This is a genomic window from Pseudomonas sp. AC463, assembly GCF_979253585.1.
Map to the genome: position 1 here is coordinate 92,694 of NZ_CEEDDZ010000010.1, position 26,718 is coordinate 119,411.

General features: G+C 61.3%; 29 protein-coding genes and 5 tRNA genes. 23 read left to right on the forward strand and 11 right to left on the reverse strand.

Annotated elements, in window-relative coordinates:
• Positions 1-73 precede the first annotated feature (73 nt).
• From ribF to ispH, 5 genes are all read left to right on the forward strand, one after another.
• Positions 74-1,012: a bifunctional riboflavin kinase/FAD synthetase gene (gene ribF, locus AC0IYH_RS14495; RefSeq protein ID WP_163821435.1), complete on the forward strand. Its 939-nt coding sequence runs from the start codon at positions 74-76 to the stop codon at positions 1,010-1,012.
• 14 nt (positions 1,013-1,026) lie between these two features.
• The gene (gene ileS / locus AC0IYH_RS14500) at positions 1,027-3,858 is read left to right on the forward strand and encodes an isoleucine--tRNA ligase (RefSeq protein ID WP_116629183.1); all 2,832 of its coding nucleotides are present in this window, start codon (positions 1,027-1,029) and stop codon (positions 3,856-3,858) included.
• Complete coding sequence (gene lspA / locus AC0IYH_RS14505) at positions 3,851-4,360, forward strand: signal peptidase II (protein WP_116629182.1); 510 nt, start codon at positions 3,851-3,853, stop codon at positions 4,358-4,360. The genes ileS and lspA overlap by 8 nt, the downstream gene beginning before the upstream one ends.
• Before the next feature lie 7 nt (positions 4,361-4,367).
• Positions 4,368-4,805, forward strand: a complete 438-nt coding sequence (gene fkpB / locus AC0IYH_RS14510) for an FKBP-type peptidyl-prolyl cis-trans isomerase (RefSeq protein WP_173390393.1) — start codon at positions 4,368-4,370, stop codon at positions 4,803-4,805.
• Between the two features lie 192 nt (positions 4,806-4,997).
• On the forward strand, positions 4,998-5,945 hold the full coding sequence (gene ispH, locus AC0IYH_RS14515; RefSeq protein ID WP_116629181.1) for a 4-hydroxy-3-methylbut-2-enyl diphosphate reductase: 948 nt from the start codon (positions 4,998-5,000) through the stop codon (positions 5,943-5,945).
• On the opposite strand, the gene AC0IYH_RS14520 is transcribed toward ispH, so the two are convergent.
• Complete coding sequence (locus AC0IYH_RS14520; RefSeq protein WP_116629180.1) at positions 5,899-6,480, reverse strand: GspH/FimT family protein; 582 nt, start codon at positions 6,478-6,480, stop codon at positions 5,899-5,901. The two genes, ispH and AC0IYH_RS14520, sit on opposite strands and share 47 nt — an antisense overlap.
• A 204-nt stretch (positions 6,481-6,684) precedes the next feature.
• Between AC0IYH_RS14520 and pilV the strand changes: the two genes are divergently transcribed.
• The 5 genes from pilV (at position 6,685) to thiO (ending at position 9,997) form a co-directional block, all read left to right on the forward strand.
• On the forward strand, positions 6,685-7,170 hold the full coding sequence (gene pilV / locus AC0IYH_RS14525; RefSeq protein WP_116629179.1) for a type IV pilus modification protein PilV: 486 nt from the start codon (positions 6,685-6,687) through the stop codon (positions 7,168-7,170).
• Complete coding sequence (locus AC0IYH_RS14530) at positions 7,167-7,874, forward strand: PilW family protein (RefSeq protein ID WP_471834878.1); 708 nt, start codon at positions 7,167-7,169, stop codon at positions 7,872-7,874. The genes pilV and AC0IYH_RS14530 overlap by 4 nt, the downstream gene beginning before the upstream one ends.
• Before the next feature lie 7 nt (positions 7,875-7,881).
• The gene (locus tag AC0IYH_RS14535) at positions 7,882-8,412 is read left to right on the forward strand and encodes a pilus assembly PilX family protein (protein ID WP_471834880.1); all 531 of its coding nucleotides are present in this window, start codon (positions 7,882-7,884) and stop codon (positions 8,410-8,412) included.
• Positions 8,413-8,423: 11 nt separating this feature from the next.
• Positions 8,424-8,825, forward strand: coding sequence for a type IV pilin protein (locus tag AC0IYH_RS14540; protein WP_471834882.1), 402 nt, complete (start codon positions 8,424-8,426; stop codon positions 8,823-8,825).
• A gap of 62 nt (positions 8,826-8,887) precedes the next feature.
• On the forward strand, positions 8,888-9,997 hold the full coding sequence (gene thiO / locus AC0IYH_RS14545) for a glycine oxidase ThiO (protein ID WP_116629175.1): 1,110 nt from the start codon (positions 8,888-8,890) through the stop codon (positions 9,995-9,997).
• Here the strand turns inward: thiO and AC0IYH_RS14550 are convergent.
• Positions 9,984-10,217 carry a PP0621 family protein gene (locus AC0IYH_RS14550; protein ID WP_122773660.1) on the reverse strand — a complete coding sequence of 78 codons (234 nt, stop codon included), beginning with the start codon at positions 10,215-10,217 and terminating at the stop codon, positions 9,984-9,986. The genes thiO and AC0IYH_RS14550 overlap by 14 nt on opposite strands.
• Before the next feature lie 126 nt (positions 10,218-10,343).
• Positions 10,344-11,369: an outer membrane protein assembly factor BamD gene (locus tag AC0IYH_RS14555; RefSeq protein WP_101266402.1), complete on the reverse strand. Its 1,026-nt coding sequence runs from the start codon at positions 11,367-11,369 to the stop codon at positions 10,344-10,346.
• A gap of 149 nt (positions 11,370-11,518) precedes the next feature.
• On the opposite strand from AC0IYH_RS14555, the gene rluD reads away from it, so the two are divergent.
• From rluD to AC0IYH_RS14590, 7 genes are all read left to right on the forward strand, one after another.
• Positions 11,519-12,481, forward strand: coding sequence for a 23S rRNA pseudouridine(1911/1915/1917) synthase RluD (gene rluD, locus AC0IYH_RS14560; RefSeq protein WP_005784662.1), 963 nt, complete (start codon positions 11,519-11,521; stop codon positions 12,479-12,481).
• Positions 12,478-13,203, forward strand: coding sequence for a peptidoglycan editing factor PgeF (gene pgeF, locus AC0IYH_RS14565; RefSeq protein ID WP_471834883.1), 726 nt, complete (start codon positions 12,478-12,480; stop codon positions 13,201-13,203). Before rluD ends, pgeF begins: the two co-directional genes overlap by 4 nt.
• 131 nt (positions 13,204-13,334) lie before the next feature.
• Entirely contained in the window at positions 13,335-15,899 is a 2,565-nt protein-coding gene (gene clpB / locus AC0IYH_RS14570) for an ATP-dependent chaperone ClpB (protein WP_116629172.1), read from the forward strand.
• A gap of 300 nt (positions 15,900-16,199) precedes the next feature.
• A tRNA-Asn gene (locus tag AC0IYH_RS14575) sits at positions 16,200-16,275 on the forward strand.
• Between the two features lie 9 nt (positions 16,276-16,284).
• Positions 16,285-16,361, forward strand: a tRNA-Pro gene (locus tag AC0IYH_RS14580).
• Positions 16,362-16,366: 5 nt separating this feature from the next.
• A tRNA-Lys gene (locus AC0IYH_RS14585) sits at positions 16,367-16,442 on the forward strand.
• A 94-nt stretch (positions 16,443-16,536) separates the two neighbouring features.
• Positions 16,537-16,613: transfer RNA gene (locus tag AC0IYH_RS14590), tRNA-Pro, on the forward strand.
• Positions 16,614-16,745: 132 nt separating this feature from the next.
• Here the strand turns inward: AC0IYH_RS14590 and AC0IYH_RS14595 are convergent.
• From AC0IYH_RS14595 to AC0IYH_RS14605, 3 genes are read right to left on the reverse strand one after another with little or no spacing between them, the layout of a single operon-like run.
• Positions 16,746-18,044, reverse strand: coding sequence for an NAD(P)/FAD-dependent oxidoreductase (locus tag AC0IYH_RS14595; RefSeq protein ID WP_471834885.1), 1,299 nt, complete (start codon positions 18,042-18,044; stop codon positions 16,746-16,748).
• Positions 18,045-18,104: 60 nt separating this feature from the next.
• Positions 18,105-18,278 carry a DUF3094 family protein gene (locus AC0IYH_RS14600; RefSeq protein WP_048724181.1) on the reverse strand — a complete coding sequence of 58 codons (174 nt, stop codon included), beginning with the start codon at positions 18,276-18,278 and terminating at the stop codon, positions 18,105-18,107.
• Positions 18,279-18,335: 57 nt separating this feature from the next.
• Positions 18,336-18,965, reverse strand: a complete 630-nt coding sequence (locus AC0IYH_RS14605) for a DUF1780 domain-containing protein (protein WP_010213242.1) — start codon at positions 18,963-18,965, stop codon at positions 18,336-18,338.
• 130 nt (positions 18,966-19,095) lie between these two features.
• On the opposite strand from AC0IYH_RS14605, the gene AC0IYH_RS14610 reads away from it, so the two are divergent.
• The gene (locus AC0IYH_RS14610) at positions 19,096-19,785 is read left to right on the forward strand and encodes an energy-coupling factor ABC transporter permease (RefSeq protein WP_471834887.1); all 690 of its coding nucleotides are present in this window, start codon (positions 19,096-19,098) and stop codon (positions 19,783-19,785) included.
• Positions 19,786-19,850: 65 nt separating this feature from the next.
• Positions 19,851-20,066, forward strand: coding sequence for a hypothetical protein (locus tag AC0IYH_RS14615; RefSeq protein WP_003171680.1), 216 nt, complete (start codon positions 19,851-19,853; stop codon positions 20,064-20,066).
• Here AC0IYH_RS14615 and yacG read toward each other — a convergent pair.
• The 4 genes from yacG to AC0IYH_RS14635 are packed head-to-tail and all read right to left on the reverse strand — an operon-like array spanning position 20,063 to position 22,951.
• Positions 20,063-20,263 (reverse strand): DNA gyrase inhibitor YacG, encoded by a 201-nt coding sequence (gene yacG / locus AC0IYH_RS14620; protein WP_003188437.1) that lies wholly within the window; start codon positions 20,261-20,263, stop codon positions 20,063-20,065. The two genes, AC0IYH_RS14615 and yacG, sit on opposite strands and share 4 nt — an antisense overlap.
• Positions 20,260-20,883, reverse strand: coding sequence for a dephospho-CoA kinase (coaE, locus tag AC0IYH_RS14625; RefSeq protein ID WP_471834890.1), 624 nt, complete (start codon positions 20,881-20,883; stop codon positions 20,260-20,262). Before coaE ends, yacG begins: the two co-directional genes overlap by 4 nt.
• On the reverse strand, positions 20,880-21,746 hold the full coding sequence (locus AC0IYH_RS14630) for a prepilin peptidase (protein WP_471834892.1): 867 nt from the start codon (positions 21,744-21,746) through the stop codon (positions 20,880-20,882). Before AC0IYH_RS14630 ends, coaE begins: the two co-directional genes overlap by 4 nt.
• Complete coding sequence (locus tag AC0IYH_RS14635; protein ID WP_471834894.1) at positions 21,743-22,951, reverse strand: type II secretion system F family protein; 1,209 nt, start codon at positions 22,949-22,951, stop codon at positions 21,743-21,745. The genes AC0IYH_RS14630 and AC0IYH_RS14635 overlap by 4 nt, the downstream gene beginning before the upstream one ends.
• A gap of 202 nt (positions 22,952-23,153) precedes the next feature.
• Here AC0IYH_RS14635 and AC0IYH_RS14640 point away from each other — a divergent pair, with 202 nt between their 5' ends.
• The 4 genes from AC0IYH_RS14640 (at position 23,154) to AC0IYH_RS14655 (ending at position 25,593) form a co-directional block, all read left to right on the forward strand.
• Positions 23,154-23,567: a pilin gene (locus AC0IYH_RS14640; RefSeq protein WP_116629166.1), complete on the forward strand. Its 414-nt coding sequence runs from the start codon at positions 23,154-23,156 to the stop codon at positions 23,565-23,567.
• Between the two features lie 34 nt (positions 23,568-23,601).
• Entirely contained in the window at positions 23,602-25,002 is a 1,401-nt protein-coding gene (locus AC0IYH_RS14645; RefSeq protein WP_471834895.1) for an O-antigen ligase family protein, read from the forward strand.
• A gap of 48 nt (positions 25,003-25,050) precedes the next feature.
• Positions 25,051-25,123: transfer RNA gene (locus tag AC0IYH_RS14650), tRNA-Thr, on the forward strand.
• A 164-nt stretch (positions 25,124-25,287) separates the two neighbouring features.
• Complete coding sequence (locus tag AC0IYH_RS14655; RefSeq protein WP_122773667.1) at positions 25,288-25,593, forward strand: DUF6388 family protein; 306 nt, start codon at positions 25,288-25,290, stop codon at positions 25,591-25,593.
• A gap of 48 nt (positions 25,594-25,641) precedes the next feature.
• Here the strand turns inward: AC0IYH_RS14655 and nadC are convergent, their stop codons facing one another.
• Entirely contained in the window at positions 25,642-26,490 is an 849-nt protein-coding gene (nadC, locus tag AC0IYH_RS14660) for a carboxylating nicotinate-nucleotide diphosphorylase (protein ID WP_116629163.1), read from the reverse strand.
• Between the last annotated feature and the right edge of the window lie 228 nt (positions 26,491-26,718).

The following is a 26,718-nucleotide window of genomic DNA, read 5'->3' on the forward strand; positions in this document are numbered from 1 at the left end:
GGCCTGCGCTGTTGCCTGTCGTCCGGGGCCGGGTGTGGTTATAATCGACCACTTTATGAGCAAGAAGCGCGTTATGCAGCTGGTTCGAGGTCTCCACAACCTGCGCCCCGAGCATCGGGGCTGCGTCGCCACTATTGGCAACTTTGACGGTGTTCACCGTGGCCACCAGGCTATCCTGGGCCGGCTGCGTGAACGTGCGGTCGAGTTGGGCGTGCCCAGCTGCGTGGTGATTTTTGAGCCGCAGCCGCGGGAATACTTCACTCCCGAAACGGCGCCGGCGCGCCTGGCCCGTCTGCGGGACAAGCTGCAACTGCTGGCCGAAGAAGGCGTGGACCGCGTCCTCTGCCTGGCCTTCAACCAGCGTTTGCAAAGCCTCAGCGCCGCCGAGTTCGTCGACCGTATCCTCGTCGACGGCCTGGGCGTACAGCACCTGGAAGTCGGCGACGATTTCCGTTTTGGCTGTGACCGCGTCGGCGATTTCGACTTCCTGCAACATGCCGGTATCGCTCAGGGTTTTACCGTCGAAGCCGCGCAAACCGTCGAACTGGACGGCCTGCGCGTGAGCAGCACCCAGGTGCGTAATGCCCTGGCCGCTGCCGACTTCGCCCTGGCCGAGCGTTTGCTCGGCCGCCCGTTCCGCATTGCCGGGCGGGTATTGCACGGCCAGAAGCTGGCGCGCCAACTGGGCACGCCAACCGCCAACGTGCAACTCAAGCGCCGTCGTGTGCCACTCACCGGGGTCTACCTGGTGAGCGTCGACATCGACGGCCAGCCGTGGCCGGGAGTCGCCAACATAGGCGTCAGGCCCACGGTTGCAGGTGATGGCAAGGCCCACCTGGAAGTTCACCTTTTGGATTTTGCCGGTGATTTATACGACCGGCGTTTGACGGTGGTTTTCCACCAAAAGCTGCGTGAAGAGCAGCGTTTCGCCTCCCTTGAGGCGTTGAAAACGGCGATCAATGCGGATGTCGCCGCCGCCCGTGCACTAGCCGCACCTAGCGCCCATCGCTAACCGAAGAGCCTTAAATGACCGACTATAAAGCCACGCTAAACCTTCCGGACACCGCCTTCCCAATGAAGGCCGGCCTGCCACAGCGCGAACCGCAGATCCTGCAGCGCTGGGACAGTATTGGCCTGTACGGAAAGTTGCGCGAAATTGGCAAGGATCGTCCGAAATTCGTCCTGCACGACGGCCCTCCTTATGCCAACGGCACGATTCACATCGGTCATGCGCTGAACAAGATTCTCAAGGACATGATCATCCGCTCGAAGACCCTGTCGGGCTTCGACGCGCCGTATGTCCCGGGTTGGGACTGCCACGGCCTGCCGATCGAACACAAAGTCGAAGTGACCTACGGCAAGAACCTGGGCGCGGATAAAACCCGCGAACTGTGCCGTGCCTACGCCACCGAGCAGATCGAAGGGCAGAAGTCCGAGTTCATCCGCCTGGGTGTGCTGGGCGACTGGGACAACCCGTACAAAACCATGAACTTCAAGAACGAGGCCGGTGAAATCCGTGCCTTGGCCGAAATCGTCAAGGGCGGTTTCGTGTTCAAGGGTCTCAAGCCCGTGAACTGGTGCTTCGATTGCGGTTCGGCCCTGGCCGAAGCGGAAGTCGAGTACGAGGAGAAGAAGTCCTCGACCATCGACGTGGCCTTCCCGATCGCCGACGACGCCAAGTTGGCCGAGGCCTTTGGCCTGGCAAGCCTGAGCAAGCCGGCCGCCATCGTGATCTGGACCACCACCCCGTGGACCATCCCGGCCAACCAGGCGCTGAACGTGCACCCGGAATTCACCTACGCCCTGGTGGACGTCGGTGATCGCCTGCTGGTGCTGGCCGAAGAAATGGTCGAGTCGTGCCTGGCGCGCTACGAGCTGCAAGGCTCGGTGATCGCCACCACTACCGGTTCCGCGCTGGAACTGATCAACTTCCGTCACCCGTTCTACGACCGCCTGTCGCCGGTATACCTGGCTGACTACGTTGAACTGGGGTCTGGCACTGGTATTGTTCACTGCTCGCCCGCCTATGGCGTGGACGACTTCGTGATCTGCAAGAAGTACGGCCTGGTCAACGATGACATCATCAACCCGGTGCAAAGCAATGGCGTGTACGTGCCATCGTTGGAGTTCTTTGGCGGCCAGTTCATCTTCAAAGCTGACCCTGCGATCATCGAAAAGCTGCGTGAAGTCGGTGCGTTGATGACGTCCGAAACCATCAAGCACAGCTACATGCACTGCTGGCGCCACAAGACCCCACTGATCTACCGCGCCACCGCGCAGTGGTTTATCGGCATGGACAAGCAGCCGACCAGCGGCGAAACCCTGCGTAACCGCGCGATCAAGGCCATCGAAGAGACCAAGTTCGTCCCGGCCTGGGGCCAGGCGCGCCTGCACTCGATGATCGCCAACCGCCCGGACTGGTGCATCTCCCGCCAGCGCAACTGGGGCGTGCCGATCCCGTTCTTCCTCAACAAGGAAAGCGGCGAGCTGCACCCACGTACCGTCGAACTGATGGAAGTCGTGGCCCAGCGCGTTGAGCAGGAAGGCATCGAAGCGTGGTTCAAGCTGGACGCCGCCGAACTGCTGGGCGACGAAGCGCCGCTGTACGACAAGATCAGCGACACCCTCGACGTGTGGTTCGACTCGGGCACCACCCACTGGCACGTGCTGCGCGGTTCGCACCCGATGGGTCACGAGACCGGCCCGCGCGCCGACCTGTACCTGGAAGGCTCGGACCAACACCGTGGCTGGTTCCACTCCTCGTTGCTGACCGGTTGCGCCATCGACGACCACGCCCCGTACCGCGAGCTGCTGACCCACGGCTTCACCGTCGATGAGACGGGCCGCAAGATGTCCAAGTCGCTGAAGAACGTGATCGAGCCGAAAAAGATCAACGACACCCTGGGCGCCGACATCATGCGTCTGTGGGTAGCGTCGACCGATTACTCGGGCGAAATCGCCGTGTCGGACCAGATCCTGGCCCGCAGCGCCGATGCCTACCGCCGTATTCGCAATACCGCACGCTTCATGCTGTCGAACCTGACCGGTTTCAACCCGGCCACCGACCTGCTGCCGGCCGAGGACATGCTCGCCCTCGACCGTTGGGCCGTGGACCGCACCCTGTTGCTGCAGCGCGAGTTGCAGGAACACTACGGCGAATACCGCTTCTGGAACGTGTACTCGAAGATCCACAACTTCTGCGTGCAGGAGCTGGGTGGTTTCTACCTCGACATCATCAAGGATCGCCAGTACACCACCGGCGCCAACAGTAAGGCACGCCGTTCGGCGCAGACCGCGCTGTTCCACATCAGCGAAGCGCTGGTGCGCTGGATCGCGCCGATGCTGGCCTTTACCGCCGACGAACTGTGGGAATACCTGCCGGGCGAGCGTAACGAGTCCGTGATGCTCAACACCTGGTACGAAGGCCTGACCGAACTGCCGGCCGACTTCGAACTGGGCCGCGAGTACTGGGAAGGCGTGATGGCCGTGAAGGTTGCGGTGAACAAGGAACTGGAAGTGCAGCGTGCGGCCAAGGCCGTCGGTGGCAACCTGCAGGCCGAAGTCACCCTGTTTGCCGAGGACGGCCTGACCGCCGACCTGGCCAAACTGAGCAACGAACTGCGCTTCGTGCTGATCACCTCCACCGCGAGCCTGGCACCTTTCGCCCAGGCCCCGGCAGACGCCTTGGCGACCGAAGTGCCAGGCCTCAAGCTCAAAGTCGTCAAGTCGGCCTTCCCCAAGTGCGCCCGTTGCTGGCACTGCCGTGAAGACGTCGGCGTGAACCCTGAGCATCCGGAAATCTGCGGTCGTTGCGTCGACAACATCTCGGGTGAAGGCGAGGTTCGCCACTATGCCTAACTCCAGCCGTTTCGGACGTCTGGGTTGGCTCGTGCTGAGCTTGCTGGTCCTGGTCATTGACCAGGTCAGCAAGGCTCACTTCGAAGGCTCCCTGGAGATGTTCCAGCAGATCGTGGTCATTCCTGACTACTTCAGCTGGACACTGGCCTACAACACCGGCGCCGCCTTCAGCTTCCTGGCTGACAGCGGCGGCTGGCAGCGCTGGCTGTTTGCCTTGATCGCCGTGGTGGTCAGTGCCGTGCTGGTGGTGTGGCTCAAGCGCCTCGGCCGCGATGACACCTGGCTGGCAATCGCCCTGGCCCTGGTGCTGGGCGGCGCGCTGGGTAACCTGTACGACCGCATCGCCCTGGGCCATGTGATCGACTTTATTCTGGTGCATTGGCAGAACCGCTGGTATTTCCCGGCGTTCAATTTTGCCGACAGCGCCATCACCGTCGGTGCAATCATGCTGGCGTTGGACATGTTCAAAAGCAAGAAAACCGGAGAGACCGTCAATGACTGATCAGGTATTGGCTGAGCAACGCATCGGCCAGAACACGGAAGTCACTTTGCACTTCGCACTGCGCCTGGAGAATGGCGACACGGTCGACAGCACGTTCGACAAGGCCCCGGCGACCTTCAAGGTTGGCGACGGCAACCTGCTGCCGGGTTTTGAAGCAGCCCTGTTCGGTTTCAAGGCCGGCGACAAGCGCACCCTGCAGATCCTGCCGGAAAACGCCTTTGGCCAGCCCAACCCGCAAAACGTGCAGATCATCCCGCGTTCGCAGTTCCAGGACATGGACCTGTCGGAAGGCCTGCTGGTGATCTTCAACGATGCGGCGAATACCGAGCTGCCCGGTGTGGTTAAAACCTTCGATGACGCGCAAGTGACCATCGACTTCAACCACCCGTTGGCCGGTAAAACCTTGACGTTCGACGTTGAAATCATCGACGTTAAAGCGATCTGACTGGCGAAACACAATTAATGTGTGGGCTGGGCTTGTGTGGGAGGGGGCTTGCTTCCGATGGCAGTGTATCAGTGAACATATCTTTAACTGATCCACCGCCATCGGGGGCAAGCCCCCTCCCACCTTGATCTTCATTGTCAGTTGAGCCACATCAGTCCCGACCCACAGCAGCTGCAACACACGAGGCACAGCATGCAAATCAAACTCGCCAACCCCCGTGGCTTCTGCGCCGGCGTGGACCGGGCGATCGAAATCGTCAACCGCGCCCTGGAAGTCTTCGGGCCGCCGATTTACGTGCGCCATGAAGTCGTCCACAACAAATTCGTGGTCGAAGACCTGCGCGCGCGCGGCGCCATCTTCGTCGAAGAGCTGGACCAGGTGCCGGACGACGTCATCGTCATCTTCAGCGCCCACGGTGTTTCCCAGGCGGTACGTACCGAAGCGGCAGGCCGTGGCCTCAAGGTGTTCGACGCCACCTGCCCACTGGTGACCAAGGTGCATATCGAAGTCGCGCGCTACAGCCGCGATGGCCGTGAATGCATCCTGATCGGCCATGCCGGCCACCCGGAAGTCGAAGGCACCATGGGCCAGTACGACGCCAGCAATGGCGGCGCCATCTACCTGGTGGAAGATGAAAATGACGTCGCCAACCTGCAGGTACAGAACCCGGAACGTCTGGCGTTCGTGACCCAGACCACCTTGTCCATGGACGACACCAGCCGCGTGATCGACGCGCTGCGCAGCCGCTTCCCGGCCATCGGTGGGCCGCGCAAGGACGACATCTGCTACGCCACCCAGAACCGCCAGGATGCCGTCAAGCAACTGGCCGACGAGTGCGACGTGGTGCTGGTGGTCGGCAGCCCTAACAGCTCCAACTCCAATCGTCTGCGCGAACTGGCTGAACGCATGGCGACACCGGCATACCTGATCGACGGTGCCGAAGACATGCAGCGCAGCTGGTTCGACGGCGTTGAGCGTATCGGCATCACCGCCGGTGCCTCGGCTCCGGAAGTGCTGGTGCGCGGGGTTATCCAGCAGCTGCACGCCTGGGGTGCAACCGGCGCGGATGAATTGGCCGGGCGCGAAGAAAACATCACTTTCTCCATGCCCAAGGAGCTGCGGGTTCGCTCGCTGCTTTGACTGCCAGGGTGCCGGTGTAGCTCCGGCACAGCGCCTGCTCGGCTCTGTCGCTGCGCAGGCTGATGCGCCCGCTGGGCGCCAGCACGATCTGATACAGGCTCTGCGCCTGCTCCGTGGCGCACACATGCACGGTGCCGGCACGGAAGCCCCCGCCTGAAAATACCGGTTCGCCCAACCCGCTGAAGCGAACCTGGCTCCTGACCGGCCCGTTGCCCACCATCGGCACGCGCCCGCTGTCCTGGCGCTCCAGCAGCACCGGGTTGTCATCATCCAGATGGCCGCGCCCGCTCACATCCAGTATCACTCGCCAACCCTGGCTCCAGTCTTCTTCCAGCGCATGAATTACCACCGCATGGTTGCGTGCGATGGCCTCCGTGCGTGCATAACGCAGGCCGCCGGCCAGGGATTGTGCTGCGCCTTGCTGTTGCTGCGAATCCAGCAGGCTCTTGAAGTTAGGTACCGCCAGGTGTGCGAGGACGCCGCTCAGGAGCAGCCCGAGCAGCAGTTCTATCAGGGTGAAACCTCGTTGTTGCATAAAGCGTCCCTCCGTGGACGTGGGTAATAGTTTGGTGCAGCCATAGGTATAGCGCCCTGGCGCTGGCGCCGGATGATGGCCTTCATGTCCAAAGTATTTCCCTTTGTTCCCGCAGCAGCACGGGCCGAAAACCGGCGCTAGTCTTGGGTCGCACAGCAGGGTTTGCCTGCTTTTTTTCGGCCCTCGACACGGATGACGACGGTAATGCTTGCCTGCTCGAACACCTGTTTTCCCTACGCTTTGCATCGCTATCAAACCGGCATGACGCTGATCGAGGTGCTGGTGGCGGTGCTGATTCTCGCCATCGGCCTGCTGGGCGCAGCGGTGATCCAACTCAATGCCCTCAAGTACACCGACAGTTCAAGGATGACCAGCCAGGCCAGTTTTATTGCCTACGACATGCTCGACCGGATTCGCGCCAATGCCGGTGCCGACTACGCATGGCGCCGAGACGCGCGCGCACCGGCCAGCAACGCCAGCGCCAGCGTACGTGACCTGGACCTGCATGACTTTGAGGCCAATATTCGCGGCTTTGCCGGAGAGACCGGCGACGGCTCGGTCGCGATCAGCGCAAGCGAGGTGACCGTCAGTATCAGTTGGGATGATCGCCGGGGCACGAGGTCTGCCGACGCTCGCGAAACCTTCATCCTGACCGGGCGCATCGGCGATGAGCCGAGGGCGGCGCAATGAGAGGTTGGATACGCGGTTTCAGCCTGTTGGAGCTGCTCGTGGCAATGGCCGTCGGGCTGGTGCTGGTGCTCGGTGTCAGCCAGGTGGTGATCGGTTCGCGCGCGACCCAGGCCAGCCAGCAGGCCGCAATGCTGCTGCAGGACGATGCGCGATTTGCCCTGAGCAAGTTGCTTCAGGACATACGCCAGGTCGGCATGTTCGGCTGTTTGTCCACGGCCCTTATCGACAACGCCCCGCCGGCCTTTGATCGGCCGATCGGCTGGGTGGCCGGTGGCGGCGCGACGTCGCTGACGCTGATCACAACCGACGTCGGCGGCGAAGGCGGACAGCCTGACTGGACCGTACTGTCCGATTGCACGGGCACGGCCCAGGCGTATGCCGCACATTCACCTGCGCCCGCGCCCGGGCAAATCCGCTTTGCGCTGCGCCAACTCACCTACACCTTCGAGGCCGGCCAGTTGAAGGTCAGCACGCTGGCAGCACCGGCCAAAACGGTGCTGGTGGATAACGTGCAGCGTTTCGATATCAGTTTCGGCATGGCCGCCACACCTGAATCGGTGCGAGTGGCGCGCTACGACGCCAACCCGGCAGACCCCTCGTTGATACGCAGTGTGCGCATCCTGTTGACGCTGCAAGACCCTGCGGGCCGGGTGAAGGATCAAACCTACAGCGTCGTCGCGGCGCTGCGAAACCGTTTGGGGTAGGGCGACCATGGTGCTTTCCGAGAGGGTGTATGGGTGGCAGGCGGGCATGGCTCTGCTGATCAGCCTGGTGTTCCTGCTGCTGTTGTCACTGGTGGGTTTGTCGGCGATGCAAGGGGCGGTGGCGCAGCAAAAGATGGCCGGCAGCCTCTGGCATCGCAACCAGTCGCTGCAGAGTGCCGAAAGTGGCTTGAGGCTCGGTGAGTCTAGGGTGCAACGGGAATCGGCGGCGTTACCGTTGTGCCGATCGGTTGTCGCGTGTGCGCCGCCGGGTGAAGCGCTTCGGGGCGTGGCTGGCGGCGTGAGTCCGGGTTCGGCGGTCAACTGGGTCGCCATGAAAGGTGGCCTCTACGCTGTTCAATCCCTGGGGCCTGGGATCGGCCTGGCGCAATTGCCGGCGCAAACCCCGGCCGCTGTTTATCGGGTGACGGCCGTTGGGTTAAGCGGTCAATCGCGCACCGTGCTGGAGAGTGTGTACGCGCGTGTGGATGGGGAGGGAGGCTTACGGTTTCGACGAGTGATGTGGCGGCAACTTCAATAAGGAGCAACAAGATGAGCATGGACAGCCAGGGCTTTACCCTGATCGAGTTACTGATCGCTGTGGCGATCATCGCGTTTCTGGCCGGGATCGCATACCCGGGTTACACCGGCCATATGAAAAAGGCGTACCGCGCCGAAATTGTCGGGCTATTGACCGAGCAGGCCCAGCACCTGGAGCGGTTTTATACGAGGAATGGCACTTTTATTGACGCAAGCGGCGTCAGCTTGGGCAACGATCGCTATAGAATCAGCGCTGCATTGAACCCTCAGGATTTCAGCCTGGTGGCCACGCCAGTGGCAGGCTCGATGATGGCCGGCGACGCTTGCGGCGACTTCAGCCTGATCAGTAGCGGTGCGCGGGCCAACCCCGGCGCTGCGCCGCACATGCCGCATACGGCATGCTGGGGTCAATGATGCAGATGCTGGAAGTTTCGGCGCCAAGCGCGCGTGTTCCTATTTATTGGCTGGATTTAATGATGGCTAAGCAACAGCAAGTGGTGATTGTCGGTGGCGGAGTCATCGGCTTGTTGACGGCGTATAACCTGGCGACCCAAGGCCAGGCTGTGGTGCTGCTCGAGCGTGCAGGGGTCGGGCAGGAGTCTTCCTGGGCCGGTGGCGGGATTGTCTCCCCGCTGTATCCTTGGCGCTACAGCCCGGCGGTGACGGCGCTGGCCCATTGGTCCCAGGATTTTTATCCACAGCTGGCCGCGCGCTTGTTCGCTGCCACGGGCGTCGACCCTGAGGTTCACACCACTGGGTTGTACTGGCTCGACCTGGACGACGAGGCCGAGGCGCTGGCTTGGGCGCAACGTGAAGGGCGGCCCTTGAGCAAAGTCGATGTGTCCGCCGCCCACGATGCCGTGCCGGTGCTGGGCGGCGGGTATTCCCAGGCAATCTACATGGCCGACGTGGCCAATGTGCGCAACCCGCGCCTGGTCAAATCCCTAAAGGCGGCACTGTTGGCGCTGCCCGGTGTGACGATTCACGAACAATGCGAGGTCGCCGGGTTTGTGCGCGATGGCGCCAGCGTAGTGGGTGTGGAAACGGCGGATGGTCCGATTTTCGGCGATCAGGTGGTACTGGCAGCCGGCGCGTGGAGTGGTGAGCTGCTCGGCACGCTGGGCCTGGGGTTGCCGGTGGAGCCGGTCAAGGGGCAGATGATTCTGTACAAGTGCGCGTCGGACTTCCTGTCGAGCATGGTCCTGGCCAAGGGGCGTTATGCGATTCCTCGGCGTGATGGCCACATCCTGATCGGCAGTACCCTGGAGCATGAAGGCTTCGACAAGACCCCCACTGAAACCGCGCTGGAAAGCCTCAAGGCCTCGGCAGTCGAGCTGATTCCCGCATTGGCATGCGCGGAAGTGGTGGGGCACTGGGCCGGCTTGCGCCCCGGCTCACCCGAAGGCATTCCCTACATCGGCCGGGTGCCCGGCTTCAAAGGTTTATGGCTCAACTGCGGGCATTACCGCAACGGCCTGGTACTGGCTCCGGCATCCTGCCAGTTGTTTGTCGACTTGTTGCTGGAGCGCGCGCCGATCATCGACCCGGCGCCGTATGCCCCCGCTGGTCGGCTCAGCGCTGGATAGACTTCGGCCCTTGTTCCAGATGCGCCTGGGTGCAATACCACTCCTGGCGTGAGCTGAGTGCGTGATTCTGCGGCAGGTGCACGCCGCAGTGGGCGCAGCGCACCATCAGAGCCGCGCCGGGCTCGCTGGAACGCTGTTGCTTGGCGGCCGGGCTTTTGAATTTGCGCCAGAACCATACCGCGGCAGCAATGACGGCAATCCAGAACAGTAGACGAACCATGATGGGTAGTTTCTCGACAAGGAATGCGCCAGTTTAGCCAAGGACGTGGCAGGCGCACAGAGCAATAATGCTGGCCCACAAAAAAGGGAGCCCCTAGGGGCTCCCTTTTTACGTTGCGTCGACAGATCAGTCGAACACACCGAAGGTCATGTAGCTGAACCACGAACGGTCCTGGTTGTTGCCCAGGGCCTGCGGTTCTTCCTCTTCGATCACGTCGCCGTTCTCGTCGTGAGGCTTGAGCTCCGAAGGAATCGCTTCCTTGGCGTCCTGGTACTGCTTGATCACGTCCTGGTTGGCGCGGGTTTCGCCTGGCGGCAGCGGTGGACGGGATTCGATCAGGCCCAGGGTGTACTTGCTCAGCCACGAACGGTTATCCGCCTCGGCAACCTGCGGCACGAACTGGCCGTCCTTCAGGCTCGGGTGATCCGGGTAGTTGAGCTTCAGGGTTTCCAGGCTGGTGCTGGCGAGTTCGTCCAGGTGCAGACGCTGGTAAGCCTCGGTCATCACGGCCAGGCCGTCACCCACGGAGGGGGTTTCCTGGAAGTTTTCCACCACGTAACGGCCACGGTTGGCGGCGGCTACATAAGCCTGACGGGTCAGGTAGTAGTGGGCCACGTGGATCTCGTAGGAGGCCAGCAGGTTGCGCAGGTAGATCATGCGCTGCTTGGCGTCCGGCGCGTAGCGGCTGTTCGGGTAGCGGCTGGTCAGCTGGGCGAACTCGTTGTAGGAGTCGCGGGCAGCGCCCGGGTCACGCTTGGTCATGTCCAGCGGCAGGAAGCGCGCCAGCAGGCCAACATCCTGGTCGAACGAGGTCAGGCCCTTCATGTAGTAGGCGTAGTCGACGTTCGGGTGCTGCGGGTGCAGGCGGATGAAACGCTCGGCGGCGGACTTGGCAGCTTCCGGCTCGGCGTTCTTGTAGTTGGCGTAGATCAGCTCGAGCTGGGCCTGGTCGGCGTAGCGCCCGAACGGGTAACGCGACTCCAGTGCCTTCAGCTTGGCTGTGGCGCTGGTGTAGCTATTATTGTCCAAGTCTTTCTGAGCCAGTTGGTACAACTCGACTTCGCTCAGGTTTTCGTCGACGACTTCCTTTGTTGACGAGCAAGCAGCAGTCATGGCGAGGATGGCGATCAGCAGCAGGTGTTTCACTTGCATGGCGGCTTGCGTCCCTATGACGGCCGCTGTCTTGGGCGGGGCCGTCCTGTTATGATGAGCGCCCCGTTGAAAGCCTCGGGGCAAAAGACGCCGTATTTAACCACAAGCGCGCAGCCGAAACCAAAGGCTGTGCCACGCCTAGTCTGAGCATGTCCGATAAAATTGAACTTCGCGCAGAGGTGCCGTCCGAATTGGGCGGCCAACGCCTCGATCAAGTCGCCGCACAATTATTCGCTGAGCACTCGCGCTCGCGCCTTTCCGCCTGGATCAAAGACGGCCGCCTGACTGTGGATGGAGCGGTTATCCGCCCGCGAGACATAGTGCATGGCGGTGCGATTCTTGAGCTGACTGCCGAGCAGGAAGCCCAGGGAGAATGGGTCGCCCAGGACATTGAGCTGGATATCGTCTACGAGGACGATGACATCCTGGTCATCAACAAACCCGCAGGCCTGGTGGTTCACCCGGCGGCCGGGCACGCTGATGGCACCTTGCTCAATGCCTTGTTGCACCACGTGCCGGACATCATCAATGTCCCGCGCTGCGGCATCGTGCACCGCCTGGACAAGGACACCACCGGCCTTATGGTAGTGGCCAAGACCATTCAAGCGCAGACGCAGTTGGTCACACAATTGCAGAGTCGCAGCGTCAGCCGGATCTACGAGTGCATCGTGATCGGCGTGGTGGTGGCGGGTGGCAAGATCAACGCACCTATTGGTCGCCACGGCCAGCAGCGCCAGCGTATGGCGGTGATGGAAGGCGGCAAGCAGGCCGTCAGCCACTACCGTGTGCTGGAGCGTTTCCGTTCCCACACTCACGTGCGGGTCAAGCTTGAAACCGGTCGTACCCACCAGATTCGGGTGCACATGGCCCACATCAACTTCCCGTTGGTCGGCGATCCGGCCTACGGTGGTCGCTTCCGCATTCCGCCTGCGGCGAGCCAGACCATGGTTGAATCGCTGAAATCCTTCCCGCGCCAGGCACTGCATGCACGCTTCCTGGAGCTGGATCATCCGACGAGCGGTAAGCGGATGAGCTGGGAATCGCCTCTGCCGGACGATCTGGTCTGGTTGTTGTCGTTGCTCAAGCAGGATCGCGAGGCGTTTATCGGATGAGTGACTGGCTGATTCCTGACTGGCCCGCGCCGGCTCAGGTCAAGGCCTGCGTCACCACCCGTGCGGGCGGCGTCAGTCTGGCGCCGTTCGACAGCCTCAACCTGGGCGATCATGTCGATGACAGCCTCGAGGCCGTCCTCGAAAATCGCCGGCGTCTAACCGACGCGTTCAATATTCAGCCTGCCTGGTTGCGCCAAGTCCACGGAATCGCCGTGGTCGAGGCGGACCCGTCACGCATTGCCGAAGCCGATGCCAGCTGGTCCGGCACCCCAGGCGTCGCTTGCACGGCCATGACCGCCGATTGCTTGCCCGCATTGTTCTGCAACCGCGTCGGCACTCGCGTGGCTGCGGCCCATGCCGGTTGGCGTGGCCTGGCGGCGGGCGTGCTCGAAGCGGCCTTCGAAAGCCTGGAGGCCGAACCCGCTGATGTGCTGGTCTGGCTCGGTCCGGCCATTGGCCCGCATGCCTTTGAAGTCGGCCCGGAAGTGCGTGAAGCCTTTATGCAGCAATTGCCGGCCAGCGCCGAAGCCTTCTTACCAAGCCGTAACCCCGGCAAGTTCATGGCCGACATCTATAAGCTGGCCCGCCTGCGCCTTGCCGCGCGCGGCGTCACCGCGGTGTATGGTGGCGGTTTGTGCACCGTCACCGACCCGCGCTTCTTTTCTTACCGGCGCAGCCCGCGTACCGGTCGATTTGCCTCCCTTATCTGGCTTGAACGCTAGACTCTCCTGACCTGCGTCAACTATCCGTAGCTTGAATCTCCCAGAATCGACCACATCTATAGGGGTATCTGGCAGGTTTCTTCATTCAGGAATGTTTTATAGCTCCGGCCTGCTCAAAAGGAAGGTGACTAATGCGTATTGATCGTTTAACCAGCAAATTGCAGTTGGCTCTATCTGACTCCCAATCCCTGGCGGTGGGCCTCGACCACCCGGCTATTGAGCCTGCGCACTTGATGCAGGCGCTCCTGGAACAGCAAGGTGGCTCTATCAAGCCCTTGCTGATGCAGGTGGGCTTTGACGTCAACAGCCTGCGCAAGGAGTTGAGCAAAGAGCTCGACCAACTGCCGAAAATCCAGAACCCGACCGGCGACGTGAATATGTCGCAGGATCTTGCGCGTCTGCTCAACCAGGCTGACCGCCTGGCCCAGCAGAAGGGCGACCAGTTCATCTCCAGCGAACTGGTGCTGCTCGCTGCCATGGACGAGAACAGCAAGCTCGGCAAGTTGTTGTTGGGCCAGGGCGTGAGCAAGAAAGCCCTGGAAAACGCCATCAACAACCTGCGTGGTGGCGATGCGGTGAATGACCCCAACCATGAGGAGTCGCGCCAGGCCCTGGACAAATACACCGTCGACCTGACCAAGCGCGCCGAAGAAGGCAAGCTTGACCCGGTGATCGGCCGTGACGATGAAATCCGTCGCACCATCCAGGTGCTGCAACGCCGCACCAAGAACAACCCGGTGCTGATCGGTGAGCCTGGCGTGGGTAAAACCGCGATTGCCGAGGGCCTGGCCCAACGCATCATTAATGGTGAAGTGCCGGACGGCCTTAAAGGCAAACGCCTGTTGTCTCTGGACATGGGCTCGCTGATCGCCGGCGCCAAGTTCCGTGGCGAGTTCGAAGAGCGCCTGAAATCCCTGCTTAATGAGCTGTCGAAGCAGGAAGGGCAGATCATTCTGTTCATCGACGAACTGCACACCATGGTCGGCGCCGGTAAAGGCGAAGGCTCCATGGACGCCGGCAATATGCTCAAGCCGGCATTGGCGCGGGGCGAATTGCACTGCGTCGGTGCCACGACGCTCAACGAGTATCGCCAGTACATCGAGAAGGATGCGGCCCTTGAGCGGCGTTTCCAGAAAGTGCTGGTGGAAGAACCAAGCGAAGAAGACACCATCGCGATTCTGCGTGGCCTGAAAGAACGCTATGAGGTCCACCACAAGGTGGCCATCACTGACGGCGCGATCATCGCGGCGGCCAAATTGAGCCATCGCTACATCACCGACCGTCAGTTGCCGGACAAGGCCATCGACTTGATCGACGAAGCGGCCAGCCGCATTCGCATGGAGATCGACTCCAAACCGGAAGTGCTCGACCGTCTGGACCGACGCCTGATTCAACTGAAGGTCGAATCCCAGGCGCTGAAGAAAGAAGAAGACGAGGCCGCGAAGAAACGCCTGGAAAAACTTCAGGAAGAAATCGTCCGCCTGGAACGTGAGTATTCGGACCTCGAAGAAATCTGGACCTCGGAAAAAGCCGAAGTACAGGGTTCGGCGCAGATCCAGCAAAAGATCGAGCAGTCCCGTCAGGAGTTGGAAGCCGCGCGCCGTAAAGGCGACCTGAACCGCATGGCGGAGTTGCAGTACGGGGTGATTCCCGACCTGGAGCGCAGCCTGCAGATGGTCGACCAGCACGGCAAGCCTGAGAACCAGTTGCTGCGCAGCAAGGTGACCGAGGAAGAAATCGCCGAAGTCGTCTCCAAGTGGACCGGCATTCCTGTGTCGAAGATGCTTGAAGGCGAACGCGACAAGCTGCTGAAAATGGAACATCTGTTGCACCAGCGCGTGATTGGCCAGGAAGAGGCCGTGGTGGCGGTGTCCAATGCGGTGCGGCGTTCGCGGGCCGGGTTGTCCGACCCGAACCGCCCGAGCGGCTCGTTCATGTTCCTCGGCCCGACCGGCGTGGGTAAGACCGAGCTGTGCAAGGCCTTGGCCGAGTTCCTCTTTGATACCGAAGAGGCGATGGTGCGGATCGACATGTCCGAGTTCATGGAGAAACACTCGGTGGCGCGCCTGATCGGCGCCCCACCAGGCTATGTGGGTTACGAAGAGGGGGGCTACCTGACCGAAGCCGTGCGGCGCAAGCCTTACTCGGTGATCCTGCTGGATGAGGTCGAGAAGGCGCACCCGGATGTGTTCAACATCCTGTTGCAAGTGCTGGAAGACGGCCGCCTGACCGACAGCCACGGGCGTACTGTCGACTTCCGCAACACGGTCATCGTAATGACCTCCAACCTGGGATCGGCGCAGATCCAGGAGCTGGTAGGTGATCGTGAGGCGCAGCGCGCTGCGGTGATGGATGCGTTGACCTCGCACTTCCGCCCGGAATTTATCAACCGGGTCGATGAAGTGGTGATCTTCGAGCCTTTGGCGCGGGATCAGATCGCGGGCATTACCGAGATCCAGTTGGGCCGCCTGCGTAGTCGTCTCGCCGAGCGCGAGCTGTCGCTGGACCTGAGCCGCGAGGCGTTGGACAAGCTGATCGCGGTGGGTTACGACCCGGTGTATGGCGCACGGCCTTTGAAACGTGCGATCCAGCGCTGGATCGAGAACCCGCTGGCCCAGCTGATCCTGTCGGGCAGCTTTATGCCGGGCACCAGCGTTGCAGCGACTGTGGAAAACGACGAAATCGTCTTCCACTGAGCCCAGGCTGTAGCGCAATAAGAGAAGGCCCCGCATTGCGGGGCCTTTTTTTTCGATAGGGCGTTGAACTGTAAGGCAAAGGCTTGTAAAGTGCGCCCCGCAGCAACGTCAGCCCAAGGGTTTCTTCTCCCCAAGAAGAAATCAGAAAGAAGCGCAAATCATTGTCTTAAAAGCAATTTAAAGGGTTGACAGGGGTTTTTAAGATTGTAGAATAGCGCGCCTCAGAGGCACTAACGTAGCGATACGGAAGCGCTGAAGAGAAGGCAGTAAGCAGTAACGTAGTACTTTGAAATATGTAGTTCCGTGATAGCTCAGTCGGTAGAGCAAATGACTGTTAATCATTGGGTCCCAGGTTCGAGTCCTGGTCACGGAGCCAATTTCAAACCGGGGTATAGCGCAGTCCGGTAGCGCGCCTGCTTTGGGAGCAGGATGTCAGGAGTTCGAATCCCCTTACCCCGACCATATTTGGGTCGTTAGCTCAGTTGGTAGAGCAGTTGGCTTTTAACCAATTGGTCGTAGGTTCGAATCCCACACGACCCACCATTTTTGAGACCAGTTAGCGCTGGAATCGAATCTTAAGATCAGAGGCCAAAAGCGCTGATCGAAGAAGGCGACTGAAAGGTCGCCTTTTTTTTACCGGGGTATAGCGCAGTCCGGTAGCGCGCCTGCTTTGGGAGCAGGATGTCAGGAGTTCGAATCCCCTTACCCCGACCATATTAAAAATCCTCGTATCGAAAGATACGGGGATTTTTTTTGCCTGCGCGAAACGCACGGGCAGTGAAGATCAAATGTGGGAGGGGGCAAGCCCCCTCCCACATTGACCAAGCCCCACCTGGGACAGTGTTGTTAGTGCAGTTTCAAGCGCGGCTCAGTGCCTCGACCAATCTTGCTCCCCAGCATCAACATCGCCGTGCGGAAAAAACCATACAGCGCCATCTGGTGCATGCGGTACAACGACACATAAAACATCCGCGCCAACCAGCCCTCGAGCATTACGCTGCCGGTCAGGTTACCCATCAAGTTACCCACCGCCGAAAAGCGCGACAGCGAAATCAGCGAGCCGTAGTCGGTGTACTTGTAGGACGGCAGGTCCTTGCCTTCGATACGCAGCTTCAGCGACTTGGCGAGCAACGAGGCTTGCTGGTGAGCCGCCTGGGCACGCGGCGGTACATTACGGTCGGTGCCCGGTTGCGGGCAGGCGGCGCAGTCACCAAAGGCAAAGATATTTTCGTCGCGGGTAGTTTGCAGCGTCGGCAACACCTGCAATTGGTTGATGCGGTTGGTCTCCAGGCCATCGATGTCCTTGAGGAAGCCCGGCGCACGAATCCCGGCGGCCCACACTTTGAGGCTCGCTGGAATGACCTGGCCACTGCTGGTGATCAAGGCGTCGGCCGTCACTTCGCTGACTGCAGAGTTGGTCAACACGGTCACCCCGAGTTTCTCCAGGGTTTTATGCACAGGCCTGCCGATGCGCTCGGGCAGGGCCGGCAATACCCGTGGGCCGGCTTCGATCAGGGTGATGTGCATGTTTTCCGGCTTGATGCGATCCAGGCCATACGCCGCCAGCTCATGGGCGGCGTTATGCAGCTCGGCGGCCAGCTCGACGCCGGTGGCACCAGCGCCGACGATGGCAACGCTGATTTGCTCAATGGTATCGGTCTGCCCGGCATGGGCGCGCAAATAGTGGTTGAGCAACTGCTGGTGGAAACGCTCGGCCTGCTTGCGGGTATCGAGGAACAGGCAGTGTTGCGCCGCGCCCTCGGTGCCGAAATCGTTGGTGGTGCTGCCCACTGCGATCACCAGGCTGTCGTAGCCCAGCACGCGCGCGGGCACCAGTTCACGACCCTCCTCATCGAGGGTGGCGGCCAGCTGGATTTTCTTCTGTTCACGGTCGAGCCCGCTCATACGCCCTAGTTGGAACTCGAAGTGGTTCCATTTGGCCTGGGCGACGTAATTGAGTTCGTCTTCCGAAGAGTTCAGCGAGCCGGCGGCTACTTCGTGCAGCAAGGGCTTCCAGATATGGGTCAGGTTGGCGTCCACCAGCGTGATGCTGGCGGTGCCGCGCTTGCCCAGAGTCTTACCCAGGCGGGTAGCCAACTCCAGGCCGCCGGCGCCGCCGCCGACGATAATAATACGATGGGTCATGGGGATATCTCGCAAGGCTAAAAGAAATCGGAGCAGTTACCCCCGCGAGCGCCAGGCAGCTCATAGCGTCAGGTAACTCAAAAGGCGGCTCAGCAAACCGAGCCCGATCACCACTACCAGCACCACACCAAGGAGCAGCCACGGCCGGAAAGGCTTGCGCTCGACTTGGTTCTGGGAGAGTTGCAGGTACTCTTCGACATGCTGTTGGTCATCGGGGTTCAGGCGGCTGGTCATATAAGGCCTCGTCAGGTAGACGTTGCAAAAGGGCGCCACGTTACAGTCCGGGAGGGGTCAGAGGCTGATGCCCACGTCGAACACTATGCTGCGGCCCAGGTTGTTGCGCAAGAAATCCGGCGCATCCGGGTGCGCGAACAACACTCGCGCAAAGGTCGGCCCCACCAGTGACAGCGAGCGCCAGCCCTGGCGCAGGTATTCGGTGGGCGGTGGAAAGTGGCTGTTGAGGTCGAGCACTTCGCGCTTGAGGCTGGTAAAGGCGACAATATCCAACTCGCCCAGGTCCATACCGCGCTCTTTATAGTTGTGCGCTTTCTTGCGCAGCGTCGGCGCCAGGCGCAACAGAAACTCATGGGCGGGGATGCGCCGAGGCTTGGCTTCGCGCCGCACCAGCTGGCTCAGGGAGAATGCACTGCGGCGGCGCAGCAATTCGTCGCGCCATTCGTCGTTCAGGCGCCGCCCTTCATCCAGTACGAAAAACACCTCGAAACTGGCGTCGCGAAACAGCACGTCCGGCGGCTCTTGCCCGGCGGCGTGAAACTCTTCGGCACGATAGGGCACATTCAAGCCTTGCAGCAGGCGCTGGCAGACCCAACGCTCACGCTCCCATTTGCGGGCATTGGACAGGAACGCGTTGGCTTGTTCGGCCGCGACGGTGAGCAGGCGCAGGTAATCTGAGTCATCCATATTTGCAGCTTAGCGTTCAAATGATGACTGCAGGAAGTCTTGCTTTGAAACGCCGGTGTAGACTGGCCACTCGACTTGAAAACCAGTGTCAGGGGTGTGACGTGGCATTTTTTGCAGTGGAGCAACCCACGTGATCAGCGCCGCCGTGCTGGCGCCAGCCACGCTCGGCGTCGGCTGGTTGCTGTATGCGCCGGTGCTGGTGTGGGCGATCCTGCGTTCGCCGTGGGTCGAGTTGTTTGCCGACCGGCGGCGTCAGCATTTGCTGTTCGGTACGGTGTTCGCGCTGTTCATTCTGTGGCTGGTACGGCGGGATTTCGAAACAGGCGTCTCCTACCACTTTATCGGCATGACCGCCGTGACCCTGCTGCTGGACTGGCCGCTGGCAATCGTCGGTGGCTTTGCTGCCCAGCTTGGGTTGATGCTGCTGGGGCGTCAGGACCTGGCCGCCCTGGGCGTCAACGGCCTGTTGCTGGTGGTGCTGCCGGTGCTGGTCACCGAGGGCTGTGCGCTGCTGGTAGAGCGTGCGCAACCGCGCAATCCGTTTGTGTACATCTTCTGTTCCGGTTTTTTTGCCGCCGCGCTGTCGGCCTTGCTCTGCCTGCTGCTGGGGTTGGGTTTGCTGTGGTTTGACGGTCGTTTTGCCATGCCCGAATGGCTGGAGGACTTTGTCGGCTACCTGTGGCTGATCATCTTCCCCGAGGCCTTTATCAACGGCATGGTTATCAGCGCCCTGGTGGTGTTTTGCCCGGAGTGGCTGGAGACCTTCAACCGCACACGCTACCTCTCGGCTCCCTGGAAGGATGACGATTCGCAGCGTTGATCCAGGTCAAATCCTGCGCGACTCGGCAGGCTCATGCTCTGCAGAATTTTTCAGGAGCACGGATCATGAGTGTGTACGAGTGGGCACGGCAGGAGTTGCGCAGAAGCCAGGACGCGGCACAGGAAATCGGCTTTGACCCGGGCCTGACCCTGCGCGCGATGCTCAGCGCGGTGGTGCAACAGAGCAAGGGCGTGCGCAGTTTCGAAGACCTGGCCGACGAGCTGCAATACCTCGCAGAAAACCTCGACGACCAGCAGGAATACGCCTTTATGCGGCCTTAATGGCGCGGCGGCAGGTCTTCGGAAAACAGCTCGTCTTCGGCGTCCGGGGCTACCGGAATCTTGTGTTCCTCAGCGGCCCAGGCCCCCAGGTCGATGAGTTTGCAGCGGTCCGAGCAGAACGGCCGGTTGAGGTTGGTCGCTTTCCATTCCACGGGTGCACCGCAGGTTGGGCAGTCGACGGTCAAGGGTTGGCTCATGATCGGCCTCCATGCAAAGTAAGGTAAAAGTGGTGCAGTCGCTCGACCTCGCTGTGCAGCCAGGCGAGGTCCTGGTCATTGACCAGCACGTCATCGGCATGGTTCAGGCGCTCTTCACGGCTGGACTGGGCCTTGAGGATCGCCTGCACCTGTTGCTCGCTGATGCCGTCGCGCTGCAGGGTACGCTGAATCTGCAGCGATTGCGGCACGTCGATCACCAGGATGCGCTGGGCCATGCTGTACTGCCCGGATTCAATCAGCAACGGTGACACGAGGATCGCGTAAGGCGACCGGGCGCGCGCCAAATGGCTGCGAATCTCCTCGCCAATCAACGGGTGCAGCAAGGCTTCCAGCCAGCGCCGTTCTTCGGGTAGTTCAAAGATCAGCTTGCGCAGGGCGGCGCGGTCCAACTGGCCGTCAGGCTGCAAAACGCCGGCACCAAAGTGCTCGGCGATGCGTGCCAGTGCCGGCCGGCCAGGTTCGACCACCCAGCGCGCGGCGTGGTCGGCGTCCACCAGGTCGATACCCAGGTCGATAAAGTGCTGGGCCGCCGCGCTCTTGCCGCTGCCGATGCCGCCGGTGAGGCCGAGAATCCAGGGTGTTGCAACACAAGTGGTCATCTGAAACCGACAGATTGCAAATAGAAGTCGGTTATTTGACCACCCCAGAGCAATGCAATCCAGCCGGCAATCGCCAGATACGGACCAAATGGCATGGGGCTCGAGGCTTGCGCCTTGCGCAGGCGCAACAGAATCAACCCGATAAACACCCCCACCAGGGACGACATCAATAGCGTCATCGGCAGAATCTGCCAGCCGCCCCAGGCACCGAGCAGCGCCAGCAACTTGAAGTCGCCGTGGCCCATGCCGTCCTTGCCGGTGACCAGCTTGAACAGCCAGAACACCGTCCACAGGCTCATGTATCCCAATACGGCGCCCCACAGGGCATCGGCCAGCGGCGTGAACAGGCTGAAGCCGTTGACGATCAGCCCCAGCCACAGCAACGGCAGCACCAGCACATCCGGCAGCAGTTGGTGGTCCACGTCGATCAGGCTCATCGCCAACAAGCCCCAGCTCAAGACCATCACCGCTGCCGCCTGCCAGCCGAAGCCGAAATGCCAGGCCACCACGGCGGTCATCAGCGCGCAGGCCAGCTCGGTCAGCGGATAGCGGGCGCTGATCGAACCCTGGCAATGGGCGCAGCGGCCCTTGAGGAACAGATAGCTGAGCAGCGGGATATTTTCCCACGGGCGGATCGCATGATCGCAATGCGGGCAGCAGGAATTGGGGTGAATGAGGTTGTAGGTCGGCCCGGCGGGCTCGGCAGGCAAGCCAAGGACTTCATGGGCCTGGGCACGCCATTCGCGTTCGAGCATTTTCGGCAGGCGCCACACCAGCACGTTGAGAAAACTGCCGACGATCAAGCCCAGCACCAGCGCCATCGCCACAAAGGCCCATGGATACTCAAGCAACAGCAGGCTCAAAATGCACTCCCCAGCTGGAACACTGGCAGGTACATGGCGATGACCAGCGTCCCGACAATCCCCCCCAGCACCACCATGAGCAGCGGCTCCATCAGGCTTGTAAGGTTATCGACCTGGTCATCCACATCGGCTTCATAGTGGCTGGCGACTTTTTCCAGCATGCGATCCAGGGTGCCCGACTCTTCGCCGATGGCGGTCATCTGGATCGCCATGCCGGGAAACAGGCCGCTGGCGGCCATGGATTGATTCAACTGCATGCCGGTAGATACATCGTGTCGCATATGCTCGATCGCCTGTTTGAACGGCCCTGAACCCACGGCCCCGGCCGCGGAGCCCAGCGCCTGCACCAGCGGAACGCCGGCGGCAAAGGTGGTGGACAGCGTGCGGGCGTAGCGGGCGACGGCCGATTTGTGCAGCAGTTTGCCTGCCAGGGGCATTTTCAACAAACCGGCGTCCAGCCAATGATGAAAACCGGTTGAGTTTCGGTAAGCGTGACGCAGCCCAATCGCCCCTGCGCCCATGCCCAACGCCAGCCCCCACCAGGCTTGCTGCATGAACTCGGAAAGGGCGATGACCTGCAAGGTCAAACCGGGCAGCTTGCCATCGACGCTGGCGAACAGTGCCTGGAATTGCGGCACCACATGCACCAGCAATACGCCGGTGACCAGGCAGGCGACCACCAGCACCGCGACCGGGTAGGTCATGGCTTTTTTGATTCTGGCTTTGAGCTGTGCGCTTTTTTCCCGGTGGAGCGCCACGCGTTCCAGCAAGGTTTCAAGGGCTCCGGCCTGCTCGCCGGCAGCCACCAGGTGGCAATACAAATCATCGAAGTAACGCGGTTGTTTGCGCAGCGCTTCATGGAGGCTGGTGCCGGCGGCGATCTGCTGTTTCAACCCCTGCACCAGCTCGCGCATCGACCGGTTTTCGACGCCTTCGCTGATGATGTCGAAGGCTTGCAGCAGGGCAATCCCGGCTTTCAGCAGGGTGGCCAACTGGCGAGTGAACAAGGTGATGTCTGACGTTTTTATCGGCACTGAGAAGCTTGCGAGCATTGGCGACTGCTTGCGCACGCGCCCTGGGCTGATGCCTTGCTGGCGCAACTGGGCCTTGATCAGGGCAGGGTTGTGCCCACGGGTTTGCCCGGACACCTTGCGTCCTTTGCGGTTGGTGCCTTCCCAGGCGTAAAGCGTCGAAGCGTTGTTCATGTCGCGGTTCCGCACACAGGTCGTCGAAGATTTATAGCTTAGTCACGTGACGGAATCGGGCAGGCGGATGGCCAAGGATAAAATGTCAGAATGTGCGTCTTGCAGGCGATTGAGCGCGTGCGGTTGAGTACACTTGCGCCGCTGCACACCACGGGGCGCAGGAAGCGCCTTGTCATGAGTTTTATTCTGGAGAGTGAATGTGATGCGTCAAAAAGGTTTTACCTTGATCGAGCTGTTGATCGTCGTGGCAATCATCGGCATCTTGGCCACCATCGGCCTGCCGATGTATACCACGCACCAGGCCAAGGCCAAGTTCACCGCGGGCCTGGCTGAGATCGCCGCGTTGAAGGCCGGGTACGAAAGTGTCATCAACGAGGGCACCGTACCCACGTTGGCGCTGATTGGCGGCACCAGCCCCACCGCCAACTGCAAGATCGACGTGGCTGGCGACGTGGCCACGGGCGCTGGCTCCATCAATTGCGAAATACTCGACGCGCCGGCCCCGGTGCAGGGCAAGACCATCAGCCTGACGCGCAGCGCCACCACCGGCTGGAAGTGCACGACCAGCGCTGAAGCAAAATATGTCGGCAAGGGCTGCGGCGCCGACGGGGCATAACTGCTAAACCCTTCACATGGACGAGAGGTGGCCGATGGGGTTATCCGTACAGCAGCGTGGTGGCGTTTTCCTGGCCGTGACCGTGGTTTTGTTGATCGTCGGGATATGTGCACCGTTCAGTGGGCATGACCTGCAGCGTGCAATGCAGATCGCCATCGGGGTTTGCGCGACGCTGTACGGGCTTTGGGTCACGTCGGCAGAGCGTTGGGTGGACCGGCCCACCGCGCTCGGCCTGGCGCTGATCATTGGGCTGGGGCTGGTGTCTTCGGCGCTGGCGCACCAACCGTTGTGGGCGTTTACGGAAGTGGCGTTGTTTGTCAGTTGCGCGGCGATCGCCGTGGCGCTTGCCTCACTGCGTCGTAATGGCGGCGAGCCTGTGGATCGTGTGCTAATCCTGGCGGTAGTCGCGATATGCCTGATCAAGTCGGTCCAATACCTGTATGCCGGTGCACTCGCGTTCAGTAGTGGCGAGCGCACGCTGGACCCTGACCTGCTGCTGTCCGGCTTTTCCAACAAGCGTTTCTACGGCCAGTTCCAGACCTTCACCCTGCCGCTGTTGGCGCTGCCTTTGTTGTTGCCGAATGTCTCCCGGGCGCTGCGAGGTGCGGTATTTGCGTTGCTGTGCGTATGGTGGTTGATCGCGATCGGCGGCGGTACGCGGGGTACCTGGCTTGGCCTGGGCGTGGCGGGTGCGGTGCTGGCGGTAGTTGGGCCGTGGGGACGGCGTTGGTTGGGTTGGCAACTGGCCGCTGTACTGGTCGGGGTGTTGCTGTACTGGCTGGTGTTTACGCTGTTGGCGGGGTACCTGGGAATCGTGGTTGCCAACGGCGCCGGTGATCGCCTCACCACCTCGCTGTCAGGGCGCGGCCCGATCTGGTCGCAGGCCTGGCAGATGCTGGTCGAGCGACCCTGGCTGGGGTTTGGGCCGATGCAGTTTGCCGATATTGCCAACCCGATTGCTGCCCACCCTCACCAGTCCATCCTGCAATGGGCCAGCGAATGGGGTCTGCCCTCGGCGTTGTGTGTGATGGCTTTGGCCTGGCGGGCCGGTTGGGCCACCTTGTCGGTGCTGCACGAGCGGGCACTGTCCAGCGCGCGCGCCGACCTGCTGCGTTTATGCCTGTTTGCGGCGCTGGTCGGGGCGTTGGTGCAGTCGATGGTCGATGGAGTGATCGTGATGCCCAACTCCCAGGTCTGGCTGGCGCTGGTGGTGGGGTGGCTGATGGCGCTGCACGTGTGGCGAACGCCGGCAGGCGCGACACTGCCATGGGTATGGAAATCCTGGAAAATACTGAGTGTATTGGCCGTTGGTCTGCTGGTATTTGTCGCGGTGCGCGACGTGCCGCATATCGAGCAGGCCCAGCGGCAATACCTGGCCGCCCCCGACACTCATCTGCAACCCCGCTTCTGGGCCCAGGGGGTTATTGCCCGCTGAAGCCCGCAAGTTGCCGGACGCCCGATGCGGTGCTAGCTTTAGTCCACCGCCCGTGTAGCTCAGTTGGTAGAGCAGCGCACTCGTAACGCGAAGGTCGCAGGTTCAACTCCTGTCTCGGGCATAAAGGCAACGCTGTTTCAAAGGTACCGTTTCAAAGGCAACGTTTTCAGATGATCCCAGAATGGTTCTGAAGGCCAGGCGAGTCGGCATTCGTGCCCGCTCTTTTGTATCTGCGCAACCTTGATGACCCAGATGCATCCCCATTCCTTGATCTAAGAGAACAACATGACCACTACAGAGATGACCCAGGAAGTTCGGCATCAAGCAGCTCTCGACAAATACCTCGAGGCCACGCCGCAGCTTAAAGAAGAGATCAAGGACCTGAGCGCCGATGATCAGCGCGACCAGATCCAGTGGGCATTCGAGGACGAGGCCGAGAGCCAGGGCTACCAGCCCTGGGAGCTGACCCTCAAGTACACCTCGACGCCGGAAGAGTTTGAAGCCGCGCGGCTGGCCTTGCACAAAGAGGCGGCCGAGGTGCTGGGTGTTGAATGGGAAGAGTATTGCGAGATGAACGACCTGGTCGTTTAAACGCGTACTCCGTGCAGGAGCGAGCCCGCTCGCTCCTGCATGAACGCCTCAGATACTGAGGCGCATCGACAGGTCCACCGCCTTCACATCCTTGGTCATCGCACCGATGGAGATGTAGTCCACCCCGGTTTCGGCGATGGGCAGCAGGGTGCTTTCATTGATCCCGCCGCTGGCTTCCAGCTTGGCCTTGCCGCCGTTCAGGCGCACGGCTTCACGCATATCCTCCAGGCTCAACTCATCGAGCATGATGATGTCGGCGCCTGCCGCCAGCGCTTCGCGCAGTTCATCCAGGCTTTCCACTTCGATTTCCACCGGTTTGCCCGGCGCAATCTTGTGCGCGGCGGTGATGGCCTGGGCGATACCACCGCAGGCCGCGATATGGTTTTCCTTGATCAGGAACGCGTCATACAAACCAATGCGGTGGTTGTGGCAGCCGCCGCAGGTTACCGCGTACTTCTGCGCCAGACGCAGGCCCGGCAGGGTTTTGCGCGTGTCCAGCAACTTGACTTGGGTACTCGCGACAAAATCCGCCAGGTACTGCGCGCGCGTGGCAACGCCTGACAGCAATTGCAGAAAATTCAGCGCGCAGCGTTCGCCGCTGAGCAGCGAACGCGCCGGGCCTTCGAGGTGAAACAGCACCTGGTTGGGGCTGACACGCTCACCGTCGGCCACCTGCCAGTGCACGGCGACCCGTGGGTCCAGTTGACGGAAGACCGCGTCCACCCAGGCAGTGCCGGCGATAACCGCACTGTCGCGGGTGATGATGGCTGCCGTGGCCAGCCGTTCGGCCGGGATCAATTGCGCGGTGATGTCGCCGCTGCCGATGTCTTCCAGCAGTGCGCGGCGCACGTTGGCTTCGATTTCGGCGGTGAGGTCGGCAAGACGGAGATTCGGCATAACAGGCTCCACAAACAAAGTGCCCCGATTATAGGGGCAGTGCGGGCCCGAAGGCAGGCTCGGCGCTGATTTACCGCGCAATGGCAGAGTTTGCTGGCGCAACCCCCCTCATTTGCAAGATAATCTCGCGCCTTGCAATTGGCGTCATAGCTTTGACGACTTGGTGATAGCCGGTTTTCCATGGTGCCCAACGGGCCTGTACCCAATTCAATACCGCCGTTTCAGGAG